The 26,054-nt window shown below is 72.8% G+C and carries 24 protein-coding genes; 7 read left to right on the top strand and 17 right to left on the bottom strand.

The features are described 5' to 3' along the window. The first annotated feature begins 104 nt into the window (after nucleotides 1-104). Entirely contained in the window at nucleotides 105-722 is a 618-nt protein-coding gene (locus tag ITX44_RS25670; protein ID WP_205359735.1) for a TetR/AcrR family transcriptional regulator, read from the top strand. 347 nt (nucleotides 723-1,069) lie between these two features. After that, nucleotides 1,070-1,567, top strand: a complete 498-nt coding sequence (locus ITX44_RS25665; protein ID WP_205359734.1) for a lamin tail domain-containing protein — start codon at nucleotides 1,070-1,072, stop codon at nucleotides 1,565-1,567. A gap of 48 nt (nucleotides 1,568-1,615) precedes the next feature. Here the strand turns inward: ITX44_RS25665 and ITX44_RS25660 are convergent, their stop codons facing one another. The 8 genes from ITX44_RS25660 to gvpO are packed head-to-tail and all read right to left on the bottom strand — an operon-like array spanning nucleotide 1,616 to nucleotide 5,264. Beyond that, on the bottom strand, nucleotides 1,616-1,900 hold the full coding sequence (locus ITX44_RS25660) for a gas vesicle protein K (RefSeq protein WP_205359733.1): 285 nt from the start codon (nucleotides 1,898-1,900) through the stop codon (nucleotides 1,616-1,618). After that, a complete protein-coding gene (locus ITX44_RS25655) occupies nucleotides 1,897-2,142 on the bottom strand; it encodes a gas vesicle protein (RefSeq protein WP_205359732.1) in 246 nt (81 codons plus the stop codon). The genes ITX44_RS25660 and ITX44_RS25655 overlap by 4 nt, the downstream gene beginning before the upstream one ends. Further along, a complete protein-coding gene (locus tag ITX44_RS25650) occupies nucleotides 2,139-3,008 on the bottom strand; it encodes a GvpL/GvpF family gas vesicle protein (RefSeq protein ID WP_205359731.1) in 870 nt (289 codons plus the stop codon). The genes ITX44_RS25655 and ITX44_RS25650 overlap by 4 nt, the downstream gene beginning before the upstream one ends. Next, complete coding sequence (locus ITX44_RS25645) at nucleotides 3,005-3,394, bottom strand: gas vesicle protein (protein ID WP_205359768.1); 390 nt, start codon at nucleotides 3,392-3,394, stop codon at nucleotides 3,005-3,007. Before ITX44_RS25645 ends, ITX44_RS25650 begins: the two co-directional genes overlap by 4 nt. Nucleotides 3,395-3,414: 20 nt before the next feature. Further along, nucleotides 3,415-3,678: a gas vesicle protein GvpG gene (locus ITX44_RS25640; RefSeq protein ID WP_205359730.1), complete on the bottom strand. Its 264-nt coding sequence runs from the start codon at nucleotides 3,676-3,678 to the stop codon at nucleotides 3,415-3,417. Between the two features lie 17 nt (nucleotides 3,679-3,695). After that, nucleotides 3,696-4,424, bottom strand: coding sequence for a GvpL/GvpF family gas vesicle protein (locus tag ITX44_RS25635; protein ID WP_205359729.1), 729 nt, complete (start codon nucleotides 4,422-4,424; stop codon nucleotides 3,696-3,698). Between the two features lie 3 nt (nucleotides 4,425-4,427). Next, nucleotides 4,428-4,910, bottom strand: coding sequence for a gas vesicle protein GvpJ (gvpJ, locus tag ITX44_RS25630; RefSeq protein WP_205359728.1), 483 nt, complete (start codon nucleotides 4,908-4,910; stop codon nucleotides 4,428-4,430). Between the two features lie 39 nt (nucleotides 4,911-4,949). Continuing rightward, nucleotides 4,950-5,264: a gas vesicle protein GvpO gene (gene gvpO, locus ITX44_RS25625; RefSeq protein ID WP_205359727.1), complete on the bottom strand. Its 315-nt coding sequence runs from the start codon at nucleotides 5,262-5,264 to the stop codon at nucleotides 4,950-4,952. Nucleotides 5,265-5,383: 119 nt separating this feature from the next. On the opposite strand from gvpO, the gene ITX44_RS25620 reads away from it, so the two are divergent. Both ITX44_RS25620 and ITX44_RS25615 read left to right on the top strand, forming a co-directional pair. After that, nucleotides 5,384-5,965, top strand: a complete 582-nt coding sequence (locus ITX44_RS25620; RefSeq protein ID WP_205359726.1) for a TetR/AcrR family transcriptional regulator — start codon at nucleotides 5,384-5,386, stop codon at nucleotides 5,963-5,965. Between the two features lie 83 nt (nucleotides 5,966-6,048). Continuing rightward, nucleotides 6,049-6,813: an SDR family NAD(P)-dependent oxidoreductase gene (locus ITX44_RS25615; RefSeq protein ID WP_205359725.1), complete on the top strand. Its 765-nt coding sequence runs from the start codon at nucleotides 6,049-6,051 to the stop codon at nucleotides 6,811-6,813. Nucleotides 6,814-6,941: 128 nt separating this feature from the next. Here ITX44_RS25615 and ITX44_RS25610 read toward each other — a convergent pair whose 3' ends face one another. Beyond that, complete coding sequence (locus ITX44_RS25610; RefSeq protein WP_205359724.1) at nucleotides 6,942-7,235, bottom strand: hypothetical protein; 294 nt, start codon at nucleotides 7,233-7,235, stop codon at nucleotides 6,942-6,944. Between the two features lie 13 nt (nucleotides 7,236-7,248). On the opposite strand from ITX44_RS25610, the gene ITX44_RS25605 reads away from it, so the two are divergent. Next, complete coding sequence (locus tag ITX44_RS25605) at nucleotides 7,249-7,860, top strand: hypothetical protein (RefSeq protein ID WP_205359723.1); 612 nt, start codon at nucleotides 7,249-7,251, stop codon at nucleotides 7,858-7,860. 18 nt (nucleotides 7,861-7,878) lie between these two features. Here ITX44_RS25605 and ITX44_RS25600 read toward each other — a convergent pair whose 3' ends face one another. Together ITX44_RS25600 and ITX44_RS25595 are read right to left on the bottom strand one after the other, a co-directional pair. Further along, nucleotides 7,879-8,865 carry a L,D-transpeptidase gene (locus ITX44_RS25600; RefSeq protein ID WP_205359722.1) on the bottom strand — a complete coding sequence of 329 codons (987 nt, stop codon included), beginning with the start codon at nucleotides 8,863-8,865 and terminating at the stop codon, nucleotides 7,879-7,881. A gap of 131 nt (nucleotides 8,866-8,996) precedes the next feature. Beyond that, on the bottom strand, nucleotides 8,997-9,752 hold the full coding sequence (locus ITX44_RS25595) for a TetR/AcrR family transcriptional regulator (RefSeq protein ID WP_205359721.1): 756 nt from the start codon (nucleotides 9,750-9,752) through the stop codon (nucleotides 8,997-8,999). Between the two features lie 239 nt (nucleotides 9,753-9,991). On the opposite strand from ITX44_RS25595, the gene ITX44_RS25590 reads away from it, so the two are divergent. After that, nucleotides 9,992-10,429 (top strand): peptidase associated/transthyretin-like domain-containing protein, encoded by a 438-nt coding sequence (locus ITX44_RS25590; protein WP_205359720.1) that lies wholly within the window; start codon nucleotides 9,992-9,994, stop codon nucleotides 10,427-10,429. Nucleotides 10,430-10,493: 64 nt separating this feature from the next. On the opposite strand, the gene ITX44_RS25585 is transcribed toward ITX44_RS25590, so the two are convergent. The 5 genes from ITX44_RS25585 to ITX44_RS25565 form a co-directional block, all read right to left on the bottom strand. Next, the gene (locus ITX44_RS25585) at nucleotides 10,494-12,683 is read right to left on the bottom strand and encodes a DEAD/DEAH box helicase (RefSeq protein WP_205359719.1); all 2,190 of its coding nucleotides are present in this window, start codon (nucleotides 12,681-12,683) and stop codon (nucleotides 10,494-10,496) included. Continuing rightward, on the bottom strand, nucleotides 12,683-14,002 hold the full coding sequence (gene brxD / locus ITX44_RS25580; RefSeq protein WP_205359718.1) for a BREX system ATP-binding protein BrxD: 1,320 nt from the start codon (nucleotides 14,000-14,002) through the stop codon (nucleotides 12,683-12,685). Before brxD ends, ITX44_RS25585 begins: the two co-directional genes overlap by 1 nt. A gap of 26 nt (nucleotides 14,003-14,028) precedes the next feature. After that, complete coding sequence (pglZ, locus tag ITX44_RS25575) at nucleotides 14,029-16,980, bottom strand: BREX-2 system phosphatase PglZ (protein ID WP_205359717.1); 2,952 nt, start codon at nucleotides 16,978-16,980, stop codon at nucleotides 14,029-14,031. Further along, nucleotides 16,977-20,885 (bottom strand): BREX-2 system ATPase PglY, encoded by a 3,909-nt coding sequence (gene pglY / locus ITX44_RS25570; protein WP_205359716.1) that lies wholly within the window; start codon nucleotides 20,883-20,885, stop codon nucleotides 16,977-16,979. The genes pglZ and pglY overlap by 4 nt, the downstream gene beginning before the upstream one ends. A 306-nt stretch (nucleotides 20,886-21,191) precedes the next feature. After that, complete coding sequence (locus tag ITX44_RS25565; RefSeq protein ID WP_205359715.1) at nucleotides 21,192-21,956, bottom strand: FG-GAP repeat domain-containing protein; 765 nt, start codon at nucleotides 21,954-21,956, stop codon at nucleotides 21,192-21,194. A 358-nt stretch (nucleotides 21,957-22,314) separates the two neighbouring features. Between ITX44_RS25565 and ITX44_RS25560 the strand changes: the two genes are divergently transcribed. Continuing rightward, nucleotides 22,315-25,059 carry a LuxR C-terminal-related transcriptional regulator gene (locus ITX44_RS25560; RefSeq protein ID WP_205359714.1) on the top strand — a complete coding sequence of 915 codons (2,745 nt, stop codon included), beginning with the start codon at nucleotides 22,315-22,317 and terminating at the stop codon, nucleotides 25,057-25,059. A 499-nt stretch (nucleotides 25,060-25,558) separates the two neighbouring features. Here ITX44_RS25560 and ITX44_RS25555 read toward each other — a convergent pair whose 3' ends face one another. Further along, a complete protein-coding gene (locus ITX44_RS25555; RefSeq protein ID WP_205359713.1) occupies nucleotides 25,559-25,813 on the bottom strand; it encodes a hypothetical protein in 255 nt (84 codons plus the stop codon). Between the last annotated feature and the right edge of the window lie 241 nt (nucleotides 25,814-26,054).

Genomic DNA, 26,054 nt, shown 5'->3' with positions numbered 1-26,054 from the left:
TGCCTCGTACGCACGGCCCGCGGCGGAGCCCGTCGCGGACGGAACCCGCCAGGGCCGTCCTCCGGCACCCGCGCAGGGCCCGCGGCAGAAAAAGGGTGGGACCGGTGACAGCACACAGGACGGCGGGCCGTGCCAACCAGAAGCTGCGCACCCGCACCGCGATCGTCGAGGCCGCGGCCGAACTGAGCGGCACCGGCCGCGAGGTGACCATGCCCGAGATCGCCAGGGCGGCCCTGGTCTCGGAAGCCACGGCCTACCGTTACTTCCCCGACCTCGCCGGCTTGCTGCGTGAGGCCATCGCCGGGCAACTGCCCAGTGCCGCCACGGCACTCGAAGCGGTCGCCGACTCCGGCGACCCGGTGGCACGCGTCGCCGCCGCCACCGAGTTCCTGCTGCGGCACATCCTGAGCCGGCAGGGCGTGGTCCGGGCGCTGATCGCGGCGACGATCACCAGGCCCGGTGCGCCGCCGCACGCCCGGCCCGGCCTGCGTTTCGGCCTGATCGACAACGCGCTCGCCCCCCTGGAGCGCTCCCTCGGTGCCGCCGATCCCGCCGCCCTGGCCCAGCTCAAACGCGACCTGGCGGTCGTCGTCAGCGCCGAGGCCCTCTTCGGCCTCACCGACCTGCACGGGCTCGACCCCGAGCAGGCCATCGTCAGCATCGTCCACACCGCCACGACGCTCACCCGTACGGCCCTCCAAGACCTCCCGGACCGGCCGTAGCTCCGGCGGCGGCCCGGGTTCGTTACAGGGCGCGCCGGGGTGGCCGGGGTGGTGGGGCACAGGTGTTCCGGGGGGCTCTCGGGGGCTGGGCGGTGGGGACTTCGGGGCGGGGGGCGGGGGGTTGGGGGGCCGGCCTTGGGTGGGGGCGGGCGGTGGCGCGCCCGGGGGAGGGGACGGGTGCGGCGTGCAGGCGAGGGTCACACACATGTCTGCGGTCTGTAACAGGCAGTGTCTCCGTGATCGCTTTACGTGGACGCGCGTGATGGTGGTGGTCCCCGGCGGACCTGCCGGGGGTGAGTACCACTGGTGCGGCCCGACGGCCGTGCCCTGCACGAAAGGGGACACGAGTGTCCCGTTTTGCATCCCGTCTCACCGCGACCGCCCTGGCCGCCGGAGCCCTGCTGGCCGCCGCGGCGCTTCCGGCCACGGCCGCCGACCACAGCCGGCACCACCACCCGCGGGAGCGGTCCCAAGTGGTGCACCACCCGCGGGAGCGGTCCCAAGTGGTGCTGGGCGCCGTCCATCACGACAGGTCCGTACGCGGCATCCGCAGCAACGCCTCGCTCAACAAGGAGTGGGTGACCGTCGTCAACACCGGCCGCGGGGCCGTGAACCTGTCCGGCTGGACCCTGTCGGACGAGGCGCACCACACCTACCGCTTCACCAACCGGTGGCTGGCCGGCCACACGGCCGTCCGCGTCCACACCGGCATCGGATACGACACGGCGGCCAACGTCTACCAGGACCGCCGCAACTCCGTGTGGAACGACCACCGCACCGCGACCCTGCGCGACAGCCACGGCCGCATCGTCGACACCAAGTCCTGGGACCACCGCCACCACTGACCCGACCCGACCCGACCCGCCCCCGAGTGCCACGCATCGGGGGCGGGCTCACCAGTCGGCGTCCGCCAGGAGGGGGCCGAGGGGGCCCAGGTCGAGGCCCAGGTCGGTGCGGCGGAGGCCGTGCTGTTCGCAGAGCTGGGTCATCGTCCGGTCCAGCATCATCAGGGCGGTGCCGAGGGCGTCTTCCTGGGCCTCGGTGAGGGCGCCGTCGTCGATGCGGCGGATCGCCTGGCGCTCGATGAGCTGGCGGAGGAGTTCCACCAGGGTGAGGACGAGGGAGACCAGGTCGCGGGCCGCGTGGCGGGGGTCGATGTCAAGGCGGGCGTCCGTCACAGGGGGCCTCCGTCGGCCCAGGGGGCGGGGACGCGTTCGTTGACCGACGACAGGAGGGCTTGCAGGGAGAGCCGGATCAGCGGGACCTCGGCGATGGCGATCACCAGGTCGCCGGTGATGACCACCCCTGTGGCCAGGACCCGGTCGATCAGGTCCACCAGCGGCACGCCGAGGGGCGCCCCGGCGTCCGGTCCCGACCAGGGGACGACTCCGGCGCCCACCGTCACGTCGCCGACTGTCATGTCCGCTCCCCGGCGAGTTCGGCGTCCTCGGCGTCCTCGACGTCCTCGGCGAACGAGTACGGGACCCAGGGGCCGGACAGGTCGACGTCCACGCCGGAAAGCGCGACTTCCTCGCGCATGATCCGTACGAGCGCGGCCAGTTCGGGTCCTCTCGCCTCCTCCACGAGATAGGCGGCGTTCATCACCTGGAGGCGGTCGTTCCCGGTGACCCGGGGGCCGTGCGGGCGCCGCTGCACCGAACCGGCGGCGACGCCCCGTACGGCATCGTGCACCCGGGCGGCCGCCGCCCGCGCCGCGTCCTGGCGGGAGAGCCGGTCCTGCTCCCTGCCGCGCACCCGCGAGAGGTACGCGCGTCCCGCGCCGGGGCCTGCGGGGGCCGGCTCGGGGGGCGACGGCTCGGCGGCGGGCCGGCTGTCCCGCCGCAGATGGACCTTGACGGCCCATTCGACCCGCCCCTCCGTACGGTTCAGCACGCGGTGGAACCGCTCGAGGCTTTCGGCGAGTACGGACCGGGCCCGGTGACGGTCGGTGAACAGGGTCGCGAGGGGCAGCGGGACGACCGGGCCGAGCGCTGCGGCGGCGGACACGGCCGCGTGATGCGCGCGGGCGCAGGCTTCCAACGTGCTCTGATCCGCGAGGCGTTGCTGGAGGGCCTGCTCCGTGAACTCCTCCGCGGGCACCTCCTGCACCAAGGCCGCCAGCGAGTCTCCGATCGGCAGTACGGTGAGCGGTCCACCCCGGGCATGGCCGGTGCCGGCGGGCAGCCCGGTGGGCAGCTCAGCAGGTAGTCCCGCGGCCGTACGGCTCCGGCAGATCGCGAAGACGCACAGGAGGGACGTGCTGCGGGCGGCGGCTGTCGAGGTCACGTGCGCTCCTTCTCCTTCGCGCTCCCGCCACTGCGTGACGCACCGCTGCCCGACCCGCTCTGTTCCAGCTCTTTCAGGCGTTCGCGCAACTCCTCGTTCTCCCGGGCGAGCGCGTGTTCCGCCGCACGCGACGACAGCGCGGGATCGGTCGTCCACCAGTCGATGCCCGCCTTGCGGGCGGTTTCCACCGAGGAGACGAACAGGCGCAGGCGGATCGTGAGCAGCTCGATGTCGAGGAGATCGATCTTGATGTCGCCGGCGATCACGATGCCCTTGTCGAGGATCCGTTCCAGGATCTCCGCGAGACTGGTGGTGGCGGGACCCGGGGTGTACGCGGCGGGGTTCGTTTCCGGGACGTCGAGCTGTGCCGTCCCGGAAACCGCCATCCTGACCGACGTGTTGTCCATCAGCGCATACCTCCGAGCCCGGGGCGATGGGCGTCGAGGGGCCGCTGGTCGAGCAGGTCCAGCAGGCGTTCCTCCTCCGCCGCGAAGTGCTCGGCGTCGATCTCACCGTCGTCGAAGGCCCGGTTGAGCGCGGCGAGTCGAGCGTGGACGACCGCCGGGTCGTACAGCTCCCGTTCCGCCGCGTCCAGGACGACGTCCGCCACCCAGGAGACGCCCTGCACGGGCGCGAGCGGCAGCAGCAGCAATCCCTTGAGCAGTCCCATCTCAGGCCGGTCCCATGTCAGGCCGCCGCCGGCGCCGGCGCAACCGCGAAGCTGTAGCAGGGCAGCGGGCCGGTGACCTGAAGGGTGACCTGACCCGTGTGCAGGACGGCGAGCGCCGCGACCGCCGCGTGGAACCGCGCCACGTCGCCCTCCGCCACCAGGAAGGACGCGTTGAGCGCGCAGCCCGCGGGCTCCGTTCCCCGTACGGTTTCCGTGGCGAGGCCGGTGAGCGCGGTCAGCACCTCCACGCCCGCCTGCGCCGCGCGTCGCCCGACGGCCGCCGCCACCGCTTCGCCGAGGCGGATGTTCGCCGCGTACCCGGGCCGGCGGCGTGCCTCCTGGCGCAGCGACCGTACCCGCGGGTCCTGGCGCACGATGTCGGCCAGGCCGTCCTCCACGGCGTGTGCCTTGACGTTCATCTCCACATGGCCCTCGATACGGTCGAGCGCCGCGAGATAGTCCGCCCGTCCGGCCGTCAGCCGGGCGAGGACGGGCTCCTCGCCGTCCGTCACCACGCCGAAGCGCATCGGCAGTACGGGGCCACTGCGGGCGAGGGCGGTCAGGACGTCCTGGTGGGCCTGCAGGTCCCTGCGGTAGGCGCGGAGCCGGGCGGGAGCCGCGCTCACCGCCACCGCGAGGTCGTCGGCCGCCAGCGTCCTGACCTGCGCCGCGGGGGCGCCCACCCCGCGCAGGCCGGTGGGCGGGGGCACGGAGCCCCTGGTCACGCCGTAGACGTACAGGCTCACTGGTCAGTCCTCCTCACTGCGCCGCCGGGAGCGCGGGCGGCTGCCTTCGCCGGTACGGCGCCGGGGCGCCGGCTCCTCCTCGCCGATGTCGCCGCCGTTGTCGCTGTCGTCGTCGCCGTCCTCGTGGTGGCCGGGGACGGCGTCCTTCACCTTCTCGCCCACGGAGCGCACCGCCTTCTTCGCGCCCGCCTTTCCGGCGCTCTTGGCCGCGCCGGCACCCGCGCCGGCGCCGCCGAACAGCTCGGGCACCGTCCTGCTGGTCGCGTCGTGTTCCAGGTCCAGGCGGTTGCACACCTCCGCGAACCGCAGATACGTGTCGACGCTGGCCACGACTATTCGCGCGTCGATCTTGAGGATCTCGATGCCTACGAGGGAGACCCGGACGAACGCGTCGATGACGATGCCGCGGTCGAGGATGAGATCCAGAACGTCGTAAAGGGTGCCTGCGCGAGGGGCGCAGACGACTCCATCGGTGATGACCGTCACGGGGACACCGCTCCTTCGTTCGCTGCTGTCGGGAAGCGCTCAGTCGTCGGCGTCACCACGCCGGTAGCGGCGCACCCTGCGGTAGCCGCGCAGTGCGCCGTCGTCGCCCAGCTGTACTTCGTACGTGGCCATGAGGCTGATCGTGTCCGGGATACGGGGGACCTCCAGCACCTCGACGCCGACCAGCCAGCCGTGGTCGTCGGAGCGGCACACTTGCGAACTGCCCTCCACCCGGTGGTCGATGAGCTCGGCCAGGCTGTCCCGGGCCGCGCGGGCCGCTTCCGCCGCACTCGACACCTTCGCCGAGCGGTCGGTGTCCCTACGGGTTGCCGTGCGGGTGCGCTGTTCTGCCATGGGCTCAGTCTCCGAAGGGTGCGGCGGCGGCGCACGCCGTGCTGGGCCAACCGAAGTGCGGCCGGGACGGCGAGCCCTCTTTTTTGACCGATCGGTCTCGATGTCGTTAGGGTCACCGCATGGCGAGGAGCAAGGAGTTCGACCCGGGCGTGGCGTTGGACCGGGCGCTGGAGCTGTTCTGGGAGCGCGGGTACGAGGCGACGTCGATGGCGGATCTCGTCGAGCACCTGGGGGTGGCCAAGGCGAGCATCTACGCGACCTTCGGCGGCAAGCAGGAGTTCTTCGCGAAGGCGCTGCGGCGGTATCTGGACCGCACCGACCCGAGGATCATGGCGGACCTGTCGCGGCCCGGGCCGGTCGTACCGGCGGTGAAGGCGCTGATCGGCCGTTACGTCGACGAGGCCGCGGACGACGACCGGCACATGGGGTGCATGGTGGTCAACAGCGCGGTGGAGCTGGCGGCCCGGGACGTCGGCGTGGCCCGGCTGGTGGAGACCAGTTGGGCGCACCTGGAGACCACGCTGACGTCGGCTCTGCTGCGCGCGCGGGCGCAGGGCGAATTGGCGCCGGAGGCCGATCCGCGGGCGCTGGCGCGGTTCCTGCTGGTGTTCCTCCAGGGGGTGCGGGTGCTCGAACGCACGCCCGATGCCGCCGTACGGCTGCGCGACGCGGCCGCGGTGGCGGTGTCACTGCTCGGCTGAACCCCGGGATCGTCCCCCGCGGCCTGCGCCGGGGTTTCTTCCTGCCCTCATAGGATACCGATCGTTCTGGAATTGAGGCCGGCATGAGTGCGCGTTTCGACGGCAAGGTCGTACTGATCACCGGAGGCGGGGGAGTCATCGCGGTGAGCACCGCGCAGGCATTCGCCGACCAGGGGGCGACCGTGGTGCTGGCCGGCCGTACTCCCGCCAAGCTGGCCGAGGCGGCCGGCCGCATCCGTCCCACCGGCGGCGGCGAGGTCGACCGCGTCACGGTGGACGTCACCGATTCCGGGCAGGTGGCCGCGATGGTGGACGAGGTCGTACGCCGGCACGGCGGGCTCCACGTGGCCTTCAACAACGCGGGCGTCTTCGGCACCGGCGCCCCCGTCGCCGACCTGGACCCGGACGCGTGGACGGCGGTGCTGGAGGTGAACCTGACCGGCGTGTTCCTGACGATGAAGCACGAGATCCGTCACATGCGCGCCCACGGCGGCGGCGTCATCGTCAACATGGCGTCCAACATCGGGGCCCACGTCCGCCGCCCCGGCATGGCCGCCTACGCCGCGTCCAAGGCCGCGGTCAGCGCGCTCACCCGCACCGCCGCCCGCGACCACATCGGCGACGGGATCCGGATCAACGCCGTCAGCCCCGGCGCGAGCGACACCCCGATGTCGTACCGGCCCGGCGAGACCCGGGCCGACCGCGACGCCCGTATCGCCTCCGCGGTCCCCGCCGGCCGTGTCAGCGATCCCGCCGAGGTCGCCGCCGCCGTGCTCTGGCTGGCCTCCGACGATTCCCGGTTCGTGGTCGGCCACGACCTCGTCGTCGACGGCGGTGCCACGTCCTGAGACCTGACGGCTCCCGACCTCCTACGAGCCGGCGCCCGAAGATCGGTGGCGCGGACAGCGTGATCACGTGTTGAATGCAGCGTTCAAGCGTTCGCGGCCGATTGTGCCGCGGTGTGTTCGGCTCGGGCTCAGGGGTGGGGAATGGTCGGTGGGCGGGTGGGGCGTGCCCTGGTGGCGGTCTCGACGGTCGCGGTGATGGTGGGCGCGGTGTCCGGGTGCGGGGGCGGGGGCGGTACGAGCGCGGCCGGGAAGCCGGCGGCGCGCGGTTCCGGCACCGGATCCCCGACGCCCTCCGTATCGGCGGGGAGCGCGTCACCCGGCGCGGCGGAGGGGAAGTCGGGGACGTCGGGGAAGGCCACCGCCTCGCCGTACGCGGTCCCGAGCGATACGCCCGCCGTCCGCAGCGGGCCGCCCAGCCGCAACCGGGATCACCTGGTGAGCCAGCGGGAGATCGACTCGTACGTGCTGACGCCCAAGGACGTGCCGGGCGACGACATCTCGACGACGGCAGGCCGTACGTCGACGGGCACGGAGATGCCGGTCAGCCTGATGGTCGGCAGCAGGCTGCCGCGGGTGTCCCCGGCGGGGTGCCAGCTCGTGTACGAGAACAGCCAGCAGGCCGGCGAGTACCCGCAGCACGCCCGCGCCGACGACATGATCTCGGGGCCCGGCAACACGGTGGAGGTGTCCCTGATCGCGTACCGGCCGCAGGACGCGCACAAGGTGCTGGCCGAGCTGCGGGCGGCGCTGCCCGGGTGCACGTCGTACGCCGTGCCGATGGGCGACGGCATGAGCTTCGAGCACCCCCAGGTGCTGCCCGACCCGCGGCTGGGCGACGAGGCCGTCGAGTACGGGATCATGCAGAAGGTCCCCGCCGACGACGGCACCGGCCAAGGCACCGACGCGGGAACCCTCTACGCCCCCTTCCACTACCTCCTGGTCCGCAAAGGGTCGGTCCTCGCCTGGTTCCAGGTGATGGCCTTCCCCGGACGGACCGCGTCCCTGCCCATGGACGTGGTCAAGGCCCAGCTCGCGAAGCTGCCCTGAGAGACAGGACCGGCTCCGCTACACCTGCTGCGCGCCCGCCGCGCTCTTCGCCAGCCACTGGGACCAGGACAGGTTGAAGGAGGCGTAGCCGTTGTCCGCGTCCGCCTTGCCGCGCGGGGAGCCGGTGATGGTGATCGGGTCGCCCTGCTCGACGTAGTCGTAGAACCACTTGGCGTTGGCCATCGACAGGTGGACGCAGCCGTGCGAGCCGACGCTGTGGCCGGGGTACGGGTCGCCGGTGGAGTAGTGGACGTAGGTGCCCGAGTAGGTGAGGTGGACGTCCCAGGGCAGCGTCAGGTCGTAGTAGTTGGGGCTGTTCTTGTCGCAGCTGATGCCGACGCTGCAGGACTTCATCTCGACCGTGCGCTGCTTGTCGATCACGGCCATCGTGCCGTCCCAGGAGGGCCAGCTCGAGCTGCCGGCGTCGATGGGCAGCGTCTTCACCAGCGCGCCGGCCCGGTAGACCTTCATGGTGTGGCCGGGCACGTCCACCGTGGTCTCGGTGTCGGACCCGATGGTGAAGGCGTGCTTGTAGGCGTGGGTGCCGTAGTCGCCGTGGCCGTCGGGGACGCCGGCCAGCTCGGCGTCCAGGGTGACCTTGGTGCCGGGCTTCCAGTACGTCTGCGGCCGGAAGTCCACGCGGGTGCCGCTGAACCAGTGCCAGGCACCGGTGACCGGGGTCGAGGTCGTGACCTTCAGGTGCTGCTCGACGCCGCGCCGGGCGGAGGTCGCCACCGACTTGGTGAAGACGATCGAGATGGGCATCGCGACGCCGACGGTGCTGCCGTCGGCGGGGGCTATGGAGTTCAGCAGCATCGGGGGGCCGGACGGGGTGGGCGACGTGCTCGGCTTGGGGGTGGCGGCGGATGCCGTAGCGGTCGAGGTGCCGCCGGCCTTCGCCGCCGGGGTCCCCGTGGCCGAGGCGTTGCCGCCGCAGGCCGTGGCCCCCCACAGGACCGCACCCGTCAGCGCCGCCGCTCCGACCGTTCTGCTGATCCGACCCACCACACCGCTCCGATCATGTTCTTGCTTGCGTTCGTTCCCACCGGGTGCAACTCCGTTGTGCAGCCCGTCTGCTCCCGGCAACCGCCGTTCGAGGACAAAAGGTTGGCCAAGTCCGTCGGTGGCCGGGGCGGCTATGCCCTGGGTGGCCGGGAGGCCCGCATACGGCCCACCGGAGGCAGGTCCGGCCCGTCCGGGGCCTCCAGAGGGCCCGGGCCCGTCGAAGACTCCGACGCCTCCGAGGGGTCCGGCGGTTCCGCGGGCTCCGAGGGTTCCGGGGCGTCCGGCGCAAGGAGGTCGGCGGTGGGCTCCGGAAGACTGTACAGCTCGTACAGCCGGCGCCGGATCCGCTCGACCGGGTACTGGTCGGTGTAGACCGCGGTCTTGAAGACGACGCCCTCCAGCACGCTGCGCAGGAGCACTTCCTCGAGGGCCGGGTCCGCCGCGCCGCGGGCGGCGAAGAGGTCGCGCAGGCCGTCCTCCAGGGCGATCACCCGGTGTTCCTTACGGGCCTCCGCCGCGGCGAACCGCGGGTGGGTGGCCGGGTTGACCACCAGGCTGAGCGCCATCCGCTGCACCGGCACCGTGGTCGCCGCGGCGATCATGATCCGGTCGATGATCGCGGCCAGTCGCTCGTCCGGGCTGCCGGTCACGTCGATGATCGCGGCGACCTCGTCCAGGTAGCGGTCGAGGAGCTCGTCCACCAGGTTCTGCTTGCCGGGGAAGTAGTACGTGAGCAGGCCGCGCGAGACCCCCGCCCGTGCGGTGATGTCGGAGATCGTGGCGTCGTGGTAGCCCTTCTCGGCGAAGACCTCCAGGGCCGCCGCGAGGATCCGCTCGCGCGACTGGGCCCGCAATTCCTCGTTGGCCTCCGGCGACCGCGGCGACACCCCGTCTCCTCACTCCCGCCGACGTCCCGGCCGGTGCGTACGTCCCTGCCCGGCGCCCGGGCAGTCGGTCGGCTCCGGGCCCCACCATTGTCGCCCCACCCGTCCCGCCTTCCCCGGACCGGGTGGCCGCCTCCGCCAACTGCCCGTCCGAACACGTCAGTTGGGATTGGGATTTACGGCTGGCTGGCTGTACAGTCAACGCCGTTTCCCAGTCCGGAGCAGCACAAAGGGGATGCACAGTGGCGAGCAAGGAAGAACTCAAGGCGGCGATCCACGCGGCCTTCGACGCGGCCGTCCCGGGCGGCGCCGAGTACACCAAGGTCTATGCCTCGGACATGAAGCAGAAGAACTTCATCGTCTACCGCAGCACCACTATCCACAACTACGCCGTCGGCTTCCGCCCGGGCAGCACCGAACTGGTGATCCTCCCGGTCGACGAGAAGAACGGCCGGATCATCGCCGGTGCGCCCGTCGCGATCACCGACGCCAACCGCGGCACCGTGAAGAAGCGCGACCTCCAGGGCCGCTTCCACATCGCGACCAAGGACGGCCAGAACTTCCGCCTCACCGTCATCCCGTCCGTCCCCAAGATCGCCGCGGGCTTCTACCAGCTCCCGGTGGACCAGAAGGCGGAGTACGAGGCGTTCCAGGGCGTCAAGGAACTGATCTGCGCGTAGCCCGGCCGGACCTGCCCCTGGGAGCAGACGTCGCTCGGGGCCGGTCCGCGCAGAGCCGGTCGAGTCACGGCCGGCCGGACATGTGCAGCCGCACCGGCTCCGCCAGGGCCGCGCGGGCCCCCTCGAAATCGGCGAGGCGGGCGGCCAGGGTCGCCACCGCCAGGCGTTCGGGGAGGGCGGCGGAGAACTTCAGGCCGGCCACCGCCCGCCGGTCGACGTCCGGCAGCACAAGGGGCCCGTCCGGGGCGGCGGCCTCCCGGGCGGCCCGCCACATGGCCGGGTCGAGGTCCTCCCGCAGGCGTACGTAACAGTCCGTGGGCCGCTGTACGGGGTCGCCGATCGCGGTCAGCGTCGCGGTCAGCGTGGCGTTCGCGCGGTAGCCGGCCCAGGTCCACCAGCGGACATCGGTTCCCCGCCGGGTGATCAGCGTGCCGCCGGGGTGCACGACGTCCGGGGCGTCGAGCTGCCGCCACTCGGCCAGGCACGCCTCGGCCCGCCGGGTGAGGGACACCGGGGGAGCGGCGCCGAGCAGCACCTCGCGCATGGCCCGGGCCAGGGCGTAGGACAGGCCGGCCACGGCCCCGCCGGTCCATTTGGCCACGCCTCCGCCGTCCGCGGGCTCGACGAAGACCCGCTTGCGCGTCCAGTCGACGAAGGTCACCTGCCAGCTCCGCCCGGCCAGCAGCAGCCGGCGCGGCCCGGGCCGTTCCTCGGTGAGGACGGACGGATCGGTGCGGCCGATCTCCGTACGCCCCGACAGCACGGTGAACTGCGGGGGCGCGGTGAAGGAGGCGGTCAGCCCCATGAAGTGGCGGCGGCCGAAACGGCGTTCCGCCTCCGGGCCGATGAACAGCATCCCGGTGTCCGAGTCGAGGAACCCCTCGCCGACCAGATGGCTCAGCACGGGAGCGGCCGACCGGTCGAAGGGCGCGAGGCCGTTCCACTCTTCCGCCCACACCTGGTCGCCCAGCTTGTGCTGCTGGAGGCACACCGCGAGGATCTGCTGCGCCACCAGGTGCCGGGGCTCGGGCGGCGGCGTGACGGGCTCGACCCAGCCGCGGCCCCAGAGCAGCAGCAGGCCCGCCGCCTGGAGGAAGCTTTCCTTGCGGGTCGCCAGGAACAGGCAGTTGCGGCCGGAGCCCGGCCGCCGTCCGGTGCGGCCGATGCGCTGCAGGAACGAGGCGACGGTCCCCGGCGCGTCGATCTGGACGACGCGGTCCAGGTCCCCGACGTCGATGCCCAGTTCCAGGGTGGACGTGGCGACGATCACGCAGTCGCGGCCCTCGGCGAACGCCTCCTCCGACCTGGCCCGTTCCTCCGCCGACAGGGAGGCGTGGGACAGGAACACGGTGACGTCCCGGGCCCGCAGGGCCGCTCCGAGCTGTTCGACCTGACTGCGCGATTCGCAGAACACCAGGCGCTTCTCGCCCTTGTGCAGGGCGGCGATCAGCTTGGCGGCGTTGTCGAGCGAGCCCACGAAGTCCAGCTCGACATCGCCCGGGGGAGGCTGAGCGGGCGTACCGGGGGGCGGGCCGAGCGGCGTGGAGGTGCCCATGGCGACGCCCGGCGCCACGACCCGGCCCGGCCGGGCTCCCGCCCGGGCCCCCTGGAGCCAGGTGAGCAGCCGGTCCGGATTGCCCACGGTCGCCGACAGGCCGATCCGCTGGATGGGTCGCCCGGCGACGCGTTCGAGGCGTTCGAGTACGGCGAGCAGGTGCCAGCCGCGGTCGTCGCCGGCGAAGGCGTGCACCTCGTCCACCACGACCGCCCGGACGCCGCCCAGCAGGTGGGCGTGGTCGGTCTTCACCCCGATGAGCATGGCTTCGAGCGATTCGGGGGTGGTGAGCAGGATGTCCGGCGGGTCGGTCCGGATACGGCGCCGCTGCGACTCCTTGGTGTCCCCGTGCCACAGCTCGGCGCGGCGCCCGAGCCACTGGGCGTAGCCGTGGACGCGCGGCGCCAGGTTGTTGAGCAGGGCCTTGAGCGGGCACAGGTAGAGCACCGAGGCGCCGGTCCACCGCTGTTCGGCCATGGCGGACAGGATCGGCAGGCAGGCGGCCTCCGTCTTGCCGCCCGCGGTGGGCGCGAGCAGCACCGCGTCCTCGCCGTCCATCACCGGCCCGATCGCGGCCCGCTGGAGCGGGCGCAGGTCGCTCCAGCCCAGGGTGTTCACGACGTGATGCAGGACGACGGGGTCGAGCCTGGCGACCGGGTCGGCCGGGTCCGGGGAGCCGGTCTCCGGGGCGTCGGTCATCAGACGTCCAGGTCGATGTCGTCCGCCGACGCGGCAGCGGTCAGATTGCGTTCCACCTCGGTGAGTTCGCCGCCGGCCACCGTCAGCCGGTAGTGGCGCCGCGGATCGAAGTCCTCGAACTGGTCGATCCGGTCGAGGACGTCGCTGACCAGCTTCTTGAGGAACAGCCGCGGTGCCACCCCGACCTTGCCGCCCAGCGCGCCGCTGACGGCCCGCGCGAGGTCGGCGACGTAGGCGTCGTCGACCAGGGCCTCGATACGGCCGGGCGCCTGGGCCCCCTGGGCGTAAAGATCGCGAATGGTCGTGCCGAGGCGGGCCAGCGAGTCCTGGGTGAAGCCGGGCAGCCGCAGTTGTACGGCGCGGGGGTTGTCGAAGCGCGGGTCGGTGGTGAAGTCGGTGGCCAGGCGCTGGGCGAGCGGCGCGAGGCGCTGCACTCCCTGGGGGCCGTCGTAGAAGGCGGGGGTACCGGTGATCACCAGGTACAGCCCGGGGAAGCGGCCCGAGTGGACCTCGTCGATGAGCTGGCGCAGCGCGTTCAGGGCCTTGTCACGTGCGTCCGAGCGGACTCGCTGGAGTGTCTCCACCTCGTCGAGGACGACGAAAAGTCCCCGGTGACCGGAGTCCCGCAGCACGGTCAGCAGGCCCTGGAGGAATCCGAGGGCCCCGAAGTGGTCGAGGTCGCCGCGTACGCCGGCGGCACGGCGGGCCGCCGCGGCCACGTGCGGCTGGCCGCCCAGCCAGGCGAGGACGGCCGCCGCCGTGGCCTCGTCGCCCCGGGCGAGCGCGGACCGGTAGCCGCGCAGGGCCGCGGCGAAGGAGGGCGCGTGCCGGGAGACCTCGGTGAGCCGGGCGGCCAGCAGCCGGTCGACCTCTTCGGCCAGGTCGTCCTCGCCCGCCCCGGCGGCCAGCGAGTCCTCCTCGAGGGCGTAGAACCAGGCGTCCACCACGGGCCTGAGCGCGCTCGGCGGGAAGCTGGAGGTGGCCAGCCGCTCGGTGAGGCGCCGGTAGACGGTCTCCAGTCGGTGCAGTGGCGTCTCGGTCTCCGAGATCTGGATCTCGGAGACGGCGAAGTTGCGCTGCCGCGCGCGTTCGCCGAGCCAGCGGGTGAAGAAGGTCTTGCCCGAGCCGTATTCGCCGCGTACGGCCTTGAACACCGAGCCGCCGGCCGCCACCGAGTCCAGTTCGGCGTCCAAGGCGGGTTCGAACCGCTCCAGGCCGGTGGCCAGCAGATCCAGCCCGCTGTCGGGTACGGCGCCGCGCCGCAGGGCGTCGATGGCCGTACGGCGGCGAACGGCGGACACGGCAGGGCGGGACCCCATCACTCCTCCAGTCTCCATGTGCGGTGTCAGTCCAGGCCGAACTGACTGCGGAGCAGGGCCGGTTCAAGGCGCAGGGTGCGCCCGTCCGGCAGCGTTTCGAGGACCTGGACGCCGTCGTAGTTGAGGAGCTGGCGCAGGACGGCGGCGAAGCCGTCGGCGCGGGGCGGCGGATAGCCGATGCGCTGGGCGAGGGCCGTGACGGGCAGGGTGCCGCCCGCGTCGACCAGGGCGCTGATCGCCTGCTCGATCTTGTCCAGGTTCTTGGGCCTGCGGGCCAGGAGTTCCAGCTGGTCGTGGAAGACCTCCGACGCCAGGAGCCGGTCCACGAGGCCCTGGTCCGGGCCCACGGCGGCCGGGGTCGGCAGCGCCCCGCTGTCCTCCGGAGCCGGAGCCGGAGCCGGAGCCGGGGCCGGGGCCGCGGCCGGAGCGACCGGCGCCACCTCGAACAGGGAATCGTGGCTCCGGGCCAGCTCGGCCTGGGCCTTGGTGGGCTTCTGGCGGGCCGGCTTCTTCGGAGTGGCGGCGGGGGTGGCCTGGGCGGCAACCAGCGGGCTTGCGGCCTGCGCCCCGGACCGGTCGGTCAGCCACCAGCCCGGCCGCTGGTCGCCCAACTCCCGCCACCCGCCGGGCGGCTCGGCGCCGAAGGGCAGGAAGGCCAGCACCGGAATCGCGAACTCGGCGAGCGACGCGCCGCCGTGGTAGCCGGCCTTGCGCGCGGTGTACCGGGAGTCGGCGTCCCACAGGGCGACGATCGAGCCGCCGGGCTGGGGCCCGACCACGCGCGGACCGGACAGGGCGACCTCCGACTCGTGCAGCGCCCCGCCGGGGGCCCGGTGGCGGGCCGACTCCGGGGCGTCGGCGTCGACCTTCACGCCGTGCCGGTCCACCACGTGCCCGTGATCGCTGGTGAGGACGACGGCCATGCCCTCGGAGGCGGCGATGCGCAGCAGGCCGAGCAGCGCCGGGATGTGCTCGGCCTTCCAGGCGCCGTCGCCGAGCTTCTGCTCCTTGGCGAGCCGGTCGTCGATCGCGTTCAGGACGACGGCGACATGGCTCTCGCCGTCGGTCAGCGCCGCCAGCAACTCCGGGCCGAAGGGGTCCCCGGCGTCCTTGGTCTCCAGGTCGTCCTTGTGGAAGACGGCCGCCTTCTGCCGCCCCCACAGCGCCAGCGCGGGGAACAGCCGCTTCTCCTCTGCCTGCGACCCCTTCATGAGCCGACCGGTGAGCAGGGACGTACGGCTGACCGCGGTCACGGTGGGCAGCGCGGCGGCCACCGCCCGGCGGCGCGGCGCGCCCTCGTCCAGCGGGTCGTACTCCGCCCAGGACGCGCGCAGTTCCTCGCCCAGCTCGGCGGCGATGGCCGCGCTCATGCCGTCCAGGACGAGCAGCAGGACGCGGCGCCCTGTGCCGCCGCGCACGACCGGTCGCACGACGCGGTCGAGGAACGTCTCCACGGTGAGCATCGACCCGGGCGGTGTGCCGGACGCGGTCCAGACGGCGAGCCGCTGGGCGAAGTCGCGGTCGATCCCGTGCCGCCGCTCGCGCACGCGCGCGGCGAGGGCGCCGTACGCGGACCTCAGCAGTGGGTCGGGGTCGCCGCCGGCCTCGATGTACTCGAGGGCACGGTCCACCCAGCTCGTCCCGGCGATGTGCTGCTCGATCGCGTCTCCCACCGAGCCGGACTCGGCGGCCGGGTTGGACGCCAGCCACCCCGTGAGCCGCTGGGCCATGCGGGCGCGTTCGATACGTGCTCTGGGCTCGGCCCCCTGGGCGCGCGCGTGGGTGCCGAGCGCGGCGACGGCGTCCGCCAGCTCGGCGATCCCGCCCGCCGCCAAGGCCCGCGCCACGGCGGCGAACCGGGTGTCCAGCCCCGCGGGCAGCACCGGGCTCGCCGCGGCGGCCGCTTCCGCGCCGAACTGGCGGACCAGGTGGGAGGCCCGGTCCAGGACCGTCTCCCCGATCCGGCGCGCCTCGCGGGTCTCCTCCGCGTGGTCGTCGCCCTCGGCGACCCGTGCCGCGACCGCGAGCCGAGCCGTGACGTACTCCTCCGCCGCCTTGCCGAACGCGCCGGCCAGCGCGTCAAGTTCGGCTCCCGCAGCAGGCGGCTGCTCGCCGAACCAGCGCTCGGCCCGCCCGCGCGCCCGGTAGACGTCGGCGTCCGCGTCGGCGTGCCGCCACAGGGCCGAGCACACCAGGCCGAAGGCGACCGCGTCCGCGCCGTGCTCGGCCTCGACCAGCGCGAACAGCGCCCGGCCCGCGAGGCCCGCCTGGTCCTCCTCGCCGAGGAAGCCGGCCAGCGCCGCGCGTTCGGGACCGCGCAGCGCGAGGAACCGCTCGGGGCCGCCGGGGGTGAGGGACCAGCCGAAGACGGTGTGCGTGTCGATGCCGTCGCCCGCCGGTTCCGGCTGCGGGCGGTCGTACGTGTCGCCGTACGCCCCCAGCCGCAGCCGCCGCAGCGCCAGCCGGACCAGTGCCGTACGGCGGGACAGCAGGCCGCCGCCCAGTGGACGCCAGCCACCGGGCGGGGCGGCGTCGAGCAGCGCCTCGGCGGCCCAGTTGTCGTCCTTGAGGCGGGAATCGACGTGGCCGGCGCCGAACGCCTCGCGGACCACCTCCCAGTGGTCCACCGCCGACACGCGCTTCTTGTGGGCGCGCGCCAGGATCGCCGGGTCGAGTTCGCTCTCCTCCCGGTCGGTGAGGACCACGAGGACCGGTGGTCCGGTACGCATATCCGTGAGATGGCCGATGACCAGTTCGTGGACGGCGAGCGCCGAGGGGGCGGCCGCGATCCGGGCGGTCCTGCCCTCCGCCCACACCGGCTGCTCCGGGCCGTCCCACTGGGGGACGGACCGCAGGAGGACCACATGGGGCCGGCCGCCGCCGGTGAGCGGGTCGGCGAGCGACTTCTGCGACGACAGATACTGCGTGACGGTCGCCAGGTTCAGGCGTGCGGCGACCGCAGCGGCCGTCATGCTCATTCGCCGACGACCTTCCAGCTGATCTCGATGGTGGCGCCGGGCTCGCTGGCGGCGAGCTCGGCGAGTTCGGCCTGGAGCTCGGCCACCACGCAGGCGACCGTCGTGCGCCCGCCCCCGGAACGCTTGGGCCGCCCCTTGGCGGCCGGGCCGGCGGAGTCGGAAGCGGCCGGCGGTTCCTCCGATACGGCCGGGTGGCTGCTCACGGTGTCCAGCCGTACGTCGCCGGGCCGCTCCGGCATCGAGGGCGTCGAAGGCACCGAAGGCACAGGAGCAGGCCGAGCCGCCGCCTGAGCCGCCGCCCGGTTGCGCTTGAGGAGGGCCAGCACCTCCTGCTGGGTGCGGCTCAGGGCCTCGCGCAGATCGTGGGTGCGCTGGTCCCGCTGGGCAGTGGTGCGCAGCGCATCGAGCAGGGCCAGTCCCTCGGGGCCCTCGTTCAGGGCGAGTTCGAGGGTGGACCAGGAGGCGCGGTCCAGTGCCTCGGCCACCTTGCGGGCCTGCCGGATGGACGTGCCGTAGCGGTCCGCGCTGACCTCGCCCAGGTCGAACGCGGCGAGTGCCTTCACCGTCTTCTTCGCGCCGCCGGCCCCCTTGAGCGCCTTGAGCAGGTCCACGGCCTTGCGGGCGAGGACCAGCCGGGCGGTCTCGTCGGTCTCCTCGAGTGCGAGGAAGTCGGCGTGCTCCTCCAGCCGCCGTACCAGCTCGGCGGCCGCGTCCTCGTGCTCCCGGACCGCCTCGGCGATCTGGCGGGCGAGTTGGTTGACCATGCGGCTGCGGCGCAGCGTCGGGGCCTTGACGCCGAAGACGGTCTCGAAGCGCAGCCGCGCGGCCTCCCAGTCGCTTTCCGAGGGCAGCGGCTGGCTGCGCAGCGCGTCGTGGTCCGCGATCTGCGACAGCTCGGGCGCCGGGTCCAGGACCGTGCCGCCGCGCACCCACACCCGGTCGTCCATCTCGGCGAAGGACGCCACCACCAGCTTGGCCAGGAAGTCGGGCAGGCCGCGCGGTTCGGGCCGGTCGGTCCAGTCGGCCAGCCTGATCACCGACGGGTCGGTGACCCCCTCCTCCCGCGCGAGCTTGCGGAAGTGGTCGGCCCAGTACGGGGACAGCTCGAAGTACGCCTCCTTCTGCTGGCCCAGGCGCAGCGGCACCGCCACCCGTTCCATCAGCGCCCGGTCGCCGCTGGGCACTTCGGCCCGGCCGTCGCGGGCCTCGGCCGCCGCGCGGACGTGGGTGAACACGCGGCGCGCGTCGGCCGGCTTGACGACCGTGCCGTTGCCGGCCGGGTCGAGGTCGGGATGGGCCGGGTACTGGGCGGCCAGCAGCTTGCCCGCGATGTGCCGCAGCGCGTCGCTCAGCGACTGGGCGAAGGACAGCTTGAGGCCCTCGACGTCGCGCAGCGACGCCAGGTGGTCGTCGAAGCCCAGTTCCACGTCGTCGGGCTTCTTCTGGGCCAGTCCGTACGCCTGCTTGAAGGCCGCCTTGACGTTCCGCAGCAGCGACTCCCGCTGCGTCTCCAGCAGCCCCTTGGCCCGGGCGCGGTTGTCGGCGTTGAGATGGACCGCGTACTGCGTGCTGAAGCGCTGCTCGTCGGCGAGCGCCTTGTCGATGATCACCAGGCGCCGGAAGTCCTGGTAGCGCTGCTTGGACAGGTGGGCCGGCAGCCAGGCCACCGTGCGCCACCGCTCGCCCTGCTGCTTCTCCCGCAGGCCCTGGAGCCGGCTGACCCCGTCCCGCGGGCCGAACTCCCCTTCCGGCAGCGGCAGGCCGACGGCTATTCGCCAGCGGTCCCCGTCCAGCGGGCTGAGCTCGTGATCGGGCAGCTCGTCGGTGTCCGCGACGTTGCCGAAGGCCACCTCGACCGCGCGCTGGGTGCCGCGCCACACGAAGCCCAGCTCGTCCGACAGGCGCCCCTGGGACACCCCGAGTTCCTCGGCGAGCAGCCGCCTGGCGAGCGCGACGCGGTTGTTCGGGTTGTCGTTGACCGCCGCGTTGGCGATCACCGAGTCGACGTCGATGCCGGACAGTTCGAGCCGCACACCCGGGTTGGCGTCGGTGCCGGTCTGCTTGATCTCGGGGAACCGGGCCGCCCACTCGCCGATCTTGCTCTGCAGGATGCCGTACTCGCGGCCGGGGATCGGGGCGACGATCGAACCGTAATTGAGCGCGGACAGCCGCCGGATCGTCAGGTTGGACAGCGCGGGCACGCTCGGCACCAGCGCGGACAGCAGCAGGGTGCCGACGATGCGGTTGTCCCCGGTGAACGACTGGAGCCGGCTCAGCAGCCCGGGGTCCGTGATGGTCGCGCGGCGGTGCGCGTAGCGCTCGATGTCCTCCTCGGTCACCTGGTAGTGCTCCTGGAGGTACGGGCGCAGCTTGGTCTTGTACAGCTTGTCGGCGGCCTCGAAGACGACCTTCAGGCTGTCGGTGAACGGTTTGTCGCCGCCCGCGGTGATCAGCGGATACAGGTCGCCGACCGGCACCAGGTCGCCCAGCCGCAGGTCGGCGCGGTGGTCGGCGAGCAACTGGCCCATCAGCTTCATGCCGGTCCGGTTGCGCTGGAGCGCGGACGACACGTGCACCAGCGTGTCCATGAAGGCGGGCGAGAAGGGGTACGTGAGCCGGAAGCTGTCCTCGTCGGCGCCGACGCCGTCCGGGCCCCGGTCGGAGCCGAGCAGGGTGTCCCACACCTCCTGCCGCAGCTTCCGGGTCCGCTCGAACTGCTCCCGGATCGCGGCGGCGGCCTCGTCGTCCTTGGGCTGGAGGAGCCGGGCGTGCGCGACCTGGGGGAGGTTGCGGTCCTCCAGGGTGATCTTGTCGAACCGGCCGGAGGCCAGGTTGAGGGTGTCCTGGATGGCGGACTCGGCGGCGCCGGAGACCTCCTCGCCGACCAGGTCGCGCAGGTCGCGCTGGCGGGCGATGAACGACACGACGGGGATGGCGCGCCGCGCGTCGCCGCCCTCCACGAAGTTCGTGATCTTGCCGGCCTCGCGGGCCACGAACTTCTGGTCGTGGATGAGGGTGGCCAGCCACAGGATCAGCTCGTCCAGGAAGAGGATCAGACCGTCGTAGCCCAGCGACCTGGCGTGCTCGGCGATCACCGACAGGCCCGCGTCGAGCGAGACGAAGCCGTGCTCGTCCTCGGCGGCGTTCTTCATGAAGCCGGGCAGCAGATTGCTGCTCGCGTCCTGCACGAGCCGGGCCCGCAGCTCCGCCGGGGTGGACGGCGACACCAGATTGAGCGCCTGCCCCGACTCGTGGACCTCCTCGGCCTCGAGTGCCGTGTCCAGCAGTTCAGGGGTCCACGCGAACGACTCGCCCCACTCGTCGTCCTCCGCGCCGTCCCCGTCCGCCGGCGCGAGCCCGGCGATGACGTTCCGGTCGCCCATCCGGGCCCGCATCGCGCGGATGTCCTCGAACAGCGAGTCCGTCCGGTACACCTGCGGCACCGGCGCCTCGGGGTGCAGCTTCTTCACATGGCTGACGTAGCCGCCGAGGACCCGCTGCTCCAGCGCCTTGGCGCCGAGCATGTGATACGGCACCAGCAGGAACTTCCTGCCGTCCGTGAGCAGCCACTCGTGCTTGGTCAGCAGCGGGTCGAAGTCCCTGCGCTCCCGGGCGGCCGGACCGCCGCTGAGCAGCGCGTGCAGCACCGCCATGAAGTGCGACTTGCCGGAACCGAACGAGCCGTGCAGATATGACGCCTTCGACGCGTGCCCGTCCAGCGCGGCCTTGATCAGGCTCAGCGCCTCGTCGAAGTTCTCCAGCAGCCGCTCGGTGACCACGTAGTCCTTCAGCGCCCGCCCGGCGCCCTCGGGAGTCGTGGCTTCCGACAACTGGAGGACGAAGTCGGACGTGGACACCTTCTCCTTGATGTCGATGACATCCCGGAGCAGAGGCTGCTGGGCCATGCGCTACTCGCTCTCCTTCCGGCGGTGCCGCACGGCGATGCGTACGCCGTCGGCCACCGTCTGTGCTGCCCGGAGATCGCACCGGCACCGCCCGGCACACGCAAGAGTGACGGCGGACGATGATCCGATAAATCCCCCCGGTGGACAGCATGTCACGCACGACCCCAACGGCCCCTCGGTAGACGGGAATTCGGCCCGGTCGGCGCCGCCGGGCGGCGTCCCCGGACGACCGGAACGGCCCGCCGGAGAATCCGACGGGCCGTCGCGCAAGGCCGAGACCGCGAAGGGGCTGCCGCGACCGGGCGGTTACCAGCCGTTGCCGATCTTGACCGGCGCTTGCCATGAGTAGCCGCGGTGGCCTTCGCCGGGGTAGAGCCAGAGGTCGGCGGTGGTGTCGTTGCGGACGATGATGTCCTGGTGGCCGTCGCTGTCCCAGTCGGCGAGGCCGAAGGGGGTGTAGCCGCCCCACCCGTTGCCGATCTTGACCGGTGTTTGCCATGAGTAGCCGCGGACGCCTTCGCCGGGGTAGAGCCACAGGTCGTTGGTGGTGTCGTTGCGGACGACGATGTCCTGATGGCCGTCACCGTCCCAGTCGGCCACCCCGAAGGGGGTGTACCCGTTCCAGCCGTTGCCGATCTTCACGGGTGTTTGCCATGAGTAGGCGCGGTGGCCCTCTCCGGGGTAGAGCCAGAGGTCGGCGGTCGTGTCGTTGCGGACGATGATGTCCTTGTGACCGTCACCGTCCCAGTCGGCCACCCCGAACGGCGTGTACCCGCCCCAGCCGTTGCCGATCTTCACCGGCGCCTGCGCGGAATAGCCGCGGTGACCCTCTCCCGGGTAGAGCCACAGGTCACTCGTCCCGTTGTTCCGGGTGACGATGTCCTGGTGGCCGTCGGCGTCCCAGTCGGCCACCCCGAAGGAGGTGTAGGTGCCCGTTGCCGCCTGAGCCGCGCCCGAGGCGAACATCGGCACGGCGACGGCGAGGAGAGCTGTGCCCAGTGTCCCGATCAACCGCAGCCTGCGGCGGCGTGCGGCGCCACCTTCGGCGCGCGGGCGAATCCTGATTCTCACGGTGCCTCCATCGACAAGATCGACAAGATCGACAAGGTGGTGTGGTGTCAGCACAAGAGGGAGGTGCGACCGGTGTGCGGGTGACGTCGCGGACATGACGCGGAAGGCCGAGCCGGTCACCCCGGCGCAAAGGCCCAGCGGCCCGGTGGAACGCGGCCGGCCGGCACCGGCAGCCGAATCATGGGAACAGCGGAGAAAATTCGCACGAATTGGCGTGACAATCGCGCGCCCCCCACGCGCCGCGTGCTTCCCTCGAACCTATTGGTGAGGTTGTGACATGTCGTGAGTAGTGCGGTACTCCAATTCGTGGCCGAGCCCGCAGACGTGGGGCCCGGCCGGCCTGCCGGGGGCTGCCAGGATGACCGATCGGGGAATACGTCCGACGCCGTCGGCGGACGGTGGACGCCAGGCGCCCGCGCCGCTGCTCTCCTGGCCGTTCACGGGCCGGGAGGAGACGCTGACCGAGCTGACCGCGCTGCTGGCGGGGTCGGGCCGGCCCGGCCTGCTGATCGCGGGGCCCGCCGGGGTCGGCAAGACGCGGCTGGCCCGTGAGCTGCTGGCCGCGACCGCCGACCCGGAAGGGTCGCGGGTGCTGGCGGCAGCGGCCACCGAGAGCGCCGCGCGGATCCCCTTCGGCGCGCTGGCCCACCTGCTGCCCGCGACCCTGTCGGCCGTGGAAGGGCGTCCCAACCTGCTGCGCTTCCTGGCCGACGCGCTGCTCGCCGATCCCGGGAGCGCGGGGGGCGCAGGGAACGCGAAAAGCGCAGCGAACCCGGCACAGACCCTCTTCGTCGACGACGCGCACCTGCTCGACGACGGCTCGGCCGCCCTGGTGCTGCACATGGCCGTACGCGGCGGCACCCGCCTGATCCTCACCGCCTGCTCCGGCGTGCCGGTGCCCGACGCGATCGAGGCACTGGTCCGCGGCGGATACGCCGCCCGGGTCGACCTGCCGCCGCTCGGCCCGGATTCCGTCGGCCGCCTGCTGGAAAGCGTGCTGGGCGGGCAGGTGCAGACCGCGACCGTACGCCGCCTGTGGCAGTACAGCGGCGGCAACGTGCTGTGGCTGCAGCAGCTCGTCGACGCCGGACTCGCCTCCGGCACACTCGCCCCCGTCGCGGACGTGTGGTGCTGGCCGGGCCCCTTCCGGCTCGGCACGCACCTGTCCGACCTGGTCGGTCAGCGCATCGGCCGGCTCTCCCCGGCGGTGCGGCACGCCGCCGAACTCCTGGCGCTGGGCGAACCCCTCGGCGTGGCCGTCCTCGAACACCTCGCCGGCGCCGCGATCGTGGACGAGCTCGACCTACGCGGCCTCATCGTCAGCGAGGACGACGGCCGGCGCGTCCAAGTCCGGCTGGCCCATCCCCTCTACGGGGAGGTACTGCGCCAGCGGATGCCACCGCACCGGCGGCGCCGGTACTGCCGGGACCTGGCCGCGGCCATCCAGCGCACGGGCATGCGCCGCCGCGAGGACCTGGCACGGGTCGGCAACTGGCGGCTGGCGGCCGGCGATCTCACCGATCCGCGGTTCCTCGTCGCCGCGGCCGAACACGCCATCGCCATGACGGACTTCACCCTCGCCGCACGGCTGGCCGAAGCGGCCCGCGAGGCAGGCGGCGGCGCGGCGGCCCGCCGCACGCTGGCCCTCGCCCTCGGCCACAGCGGGGACGGCGCGCAGGCGGAACAGGTCCACCACAGCATCCAGCCGGCCCCCACCGCCGATGACGATCAGGTGATGTCGGTGGTGCTGCGGGCCGCCACCATGTACATCTCCCTCGACCGGCCCGCCGACGCCCTGGACCTGCTGCACCGCACCGAGGAGACCACGACCGACGAGGCCGCGCGGGCCGAAGTCGCCGCCTTCCAGGCCGTCCTGCTCGCCGCGCAGGCCGACTGGCCGGCGTACACACAGGCCGTCACCCGGGCCCGGCAGCACACGGCGCCGAACCCCCGGACGACCGTCAGGCTGCTCTACGCCGCGTGCATCGATCATTTCTGCCACGGGCGGACCGGCGCCGCGACGCAGGCGATCGAAACGGCGCTGACGATCGTGCCGGGTGCGGACGACCTGCCGATGATGCGGATCGGCCTGCTGGGCTGGCTCGCCAATGTCCAGGCGTTCTCGGGACCCCTGGACGCCGCCGAAGCCACCGCCGCCGCCCTCTACCAGCAGGGAGCCGATTCCGGGTGGGCGGCCAACGAGGGTTCCGCGCAGTTCTACCTCGGCAGGATCGCCGTCCGCCGCGGCCGTCTGCGGTCGGCCCGGCGGCACATGCGGGAAGCGGCCGCCACCCTGCGGGACGACACCACCTGGTTCCCGAAAGCGCTGATCCTCGGCGAATGGGCCACCGTCGAGGCCATGACCGGCAACGCCGCCGCGGCGCAGCGGCTGCTCGACCAGGCGCACCTCGCCCGCGTGGAGTCCTACCGCGTCTTCCACATCCCGGTCTTCCAGGCGGCCCGGCCGTGGATCCTGGCCGCCCGGGGCCGCGTCCGCGACGCCGCACGGCAGGCCATGCGCGCGGCCGACGACGCCCGCAGCGAGCAGGCCCTGCTCTGGGAGGCGGAGCTGCTGCACCTGCCGGTACGCCTCGGCCAGTCCGCCCCCGTCGCCCGCCGACTCGCCGAACTCGCCGCCGTCACCGACGCCCCGCACATCACCGTCTACGCCCGACACGCCGCCGCCCTCGCCGCCCGCGACGCCTCCGCCACGGAACAGGCCAGTGCCGCCTTCGACACCGCCGGGATGCGCCTGCACGCCGCCGAGGCCGCCGCGCACGCGGCACGGCTGTGGGTACGCGACGGCGCCGCCGCGGCCGCCCAGCAGGCCGCCGACCGCTGCCGCCAACTCGCCCGGCACTGCGAAGGCGTCATGACCCCCGCCGTCCTCGCCTGCTGGACCCCCGGCCTGACCGACCGCGAACGCGACATCGCCCGCCTCGCCGCCGCCGGAACGAGCAGCCGCCACATCGCGGACCAGCTCGGCATCACCGTGCGAACCGTGGACAACCACCTCTACCGGATCTACCGGAAAACGGGCGTGGCGAGCCGCAAGGAACTGGGCAAGGTGCTCGCGATCGACCTCACCGAAGCCGCGGATTGAGGACGAGGGCGGGCCGGGGCCGGGGGACAGGTGGGCGAGCGGGATGTACGGCCGGGCTGCGGGCCTGACGGCCCGTACGGCATCAGCTTCGGCGCATGCGGCTGAGCAGGTGCGTGTGCAGGTACGTGGAGGTCGTGGCGCCCCCGGAGATCGACAGGGCACCGCCCGAAGCGGGGAAGAGCGACGGTCGGTGCCCTGACGGATCCCCCCGGGTGGACAGCGGGTCACGCGTGACCTCGACAACCACTCGGCAGGGGGCGATTGGCCCGCTGCTAGCCGGAAGTTCCTTGGCAGTTATGGGAGTTGGCCCCGGCGAGGCGAGCCGGCGGCAACTCCCCGGGGCCGACCGGCTCCACGCGCTCCGGGACCGCGTCCCATTCCCGGCCGCCACCGAGCGGGCGGAGCTGGAAGTACGGCCCCTCCTGGCCCATGACCAGGCCAATCCGGTCACGGGCGGTGTCACGTACTGCCGTTCCCACGGGGATGGGCGGCCCGCCGGTCATCGCGCGGCCCCGCGCGCGATCACCTCGGCCAGTTCCTGCGCCACGGGCGCGGAGCACACCCCGAGGTGCACGAGGGCGTACCGCGCCGAGCTGCTCCCTTCTCCTTCCTCGGCCAGGTCTCCCAGCCAGGGGGTGCGGACGTCCATGGCGGGGAGCTGAATCCCCGCTCCGCTGAGGGCGGCGGCGAGGGCGTCGCGGGCCTGGACGGCCTCTTGGACCTTGCGCTGCGGCGACGGGGTGGAGGTGGCCATGTCCGTGCTCCTTCTCCTTTTTGCTGCTTTTTCGTCATCCACCTGCGGAGGGCGCACCCGGTGGATACGGTGCGTAGTACCGAGCTACTTCGAGGATGGATCCGGGCGCGAGGCACGGGCGGTTCCGAGGGGACGTGGTTCCCCTCGGTACGCCCTCCTTCCGTACCTGCCACTGGTGACCGCCGGCGCGGGTGCGGTTGCAGGCGTGGTGCGCGGGCGGAGCGGAGTGCGAGATGCGAAG

Origin of the sequence: Actinacidiphila acididurans, from assembly GCF_016918855.1 — a bacterium.
Classification (GTDB): Bacteria; Actinomycetota; Actinomycetes; order Streptomycetales; family Streptomycetaceae; genus Actinacidiphila; species Actinacidiphila acididurans.
Note: the sequence above shows the minus strand (reverse complement) of the source record. Positions and strands in the feature narration are given on the sequence as shown.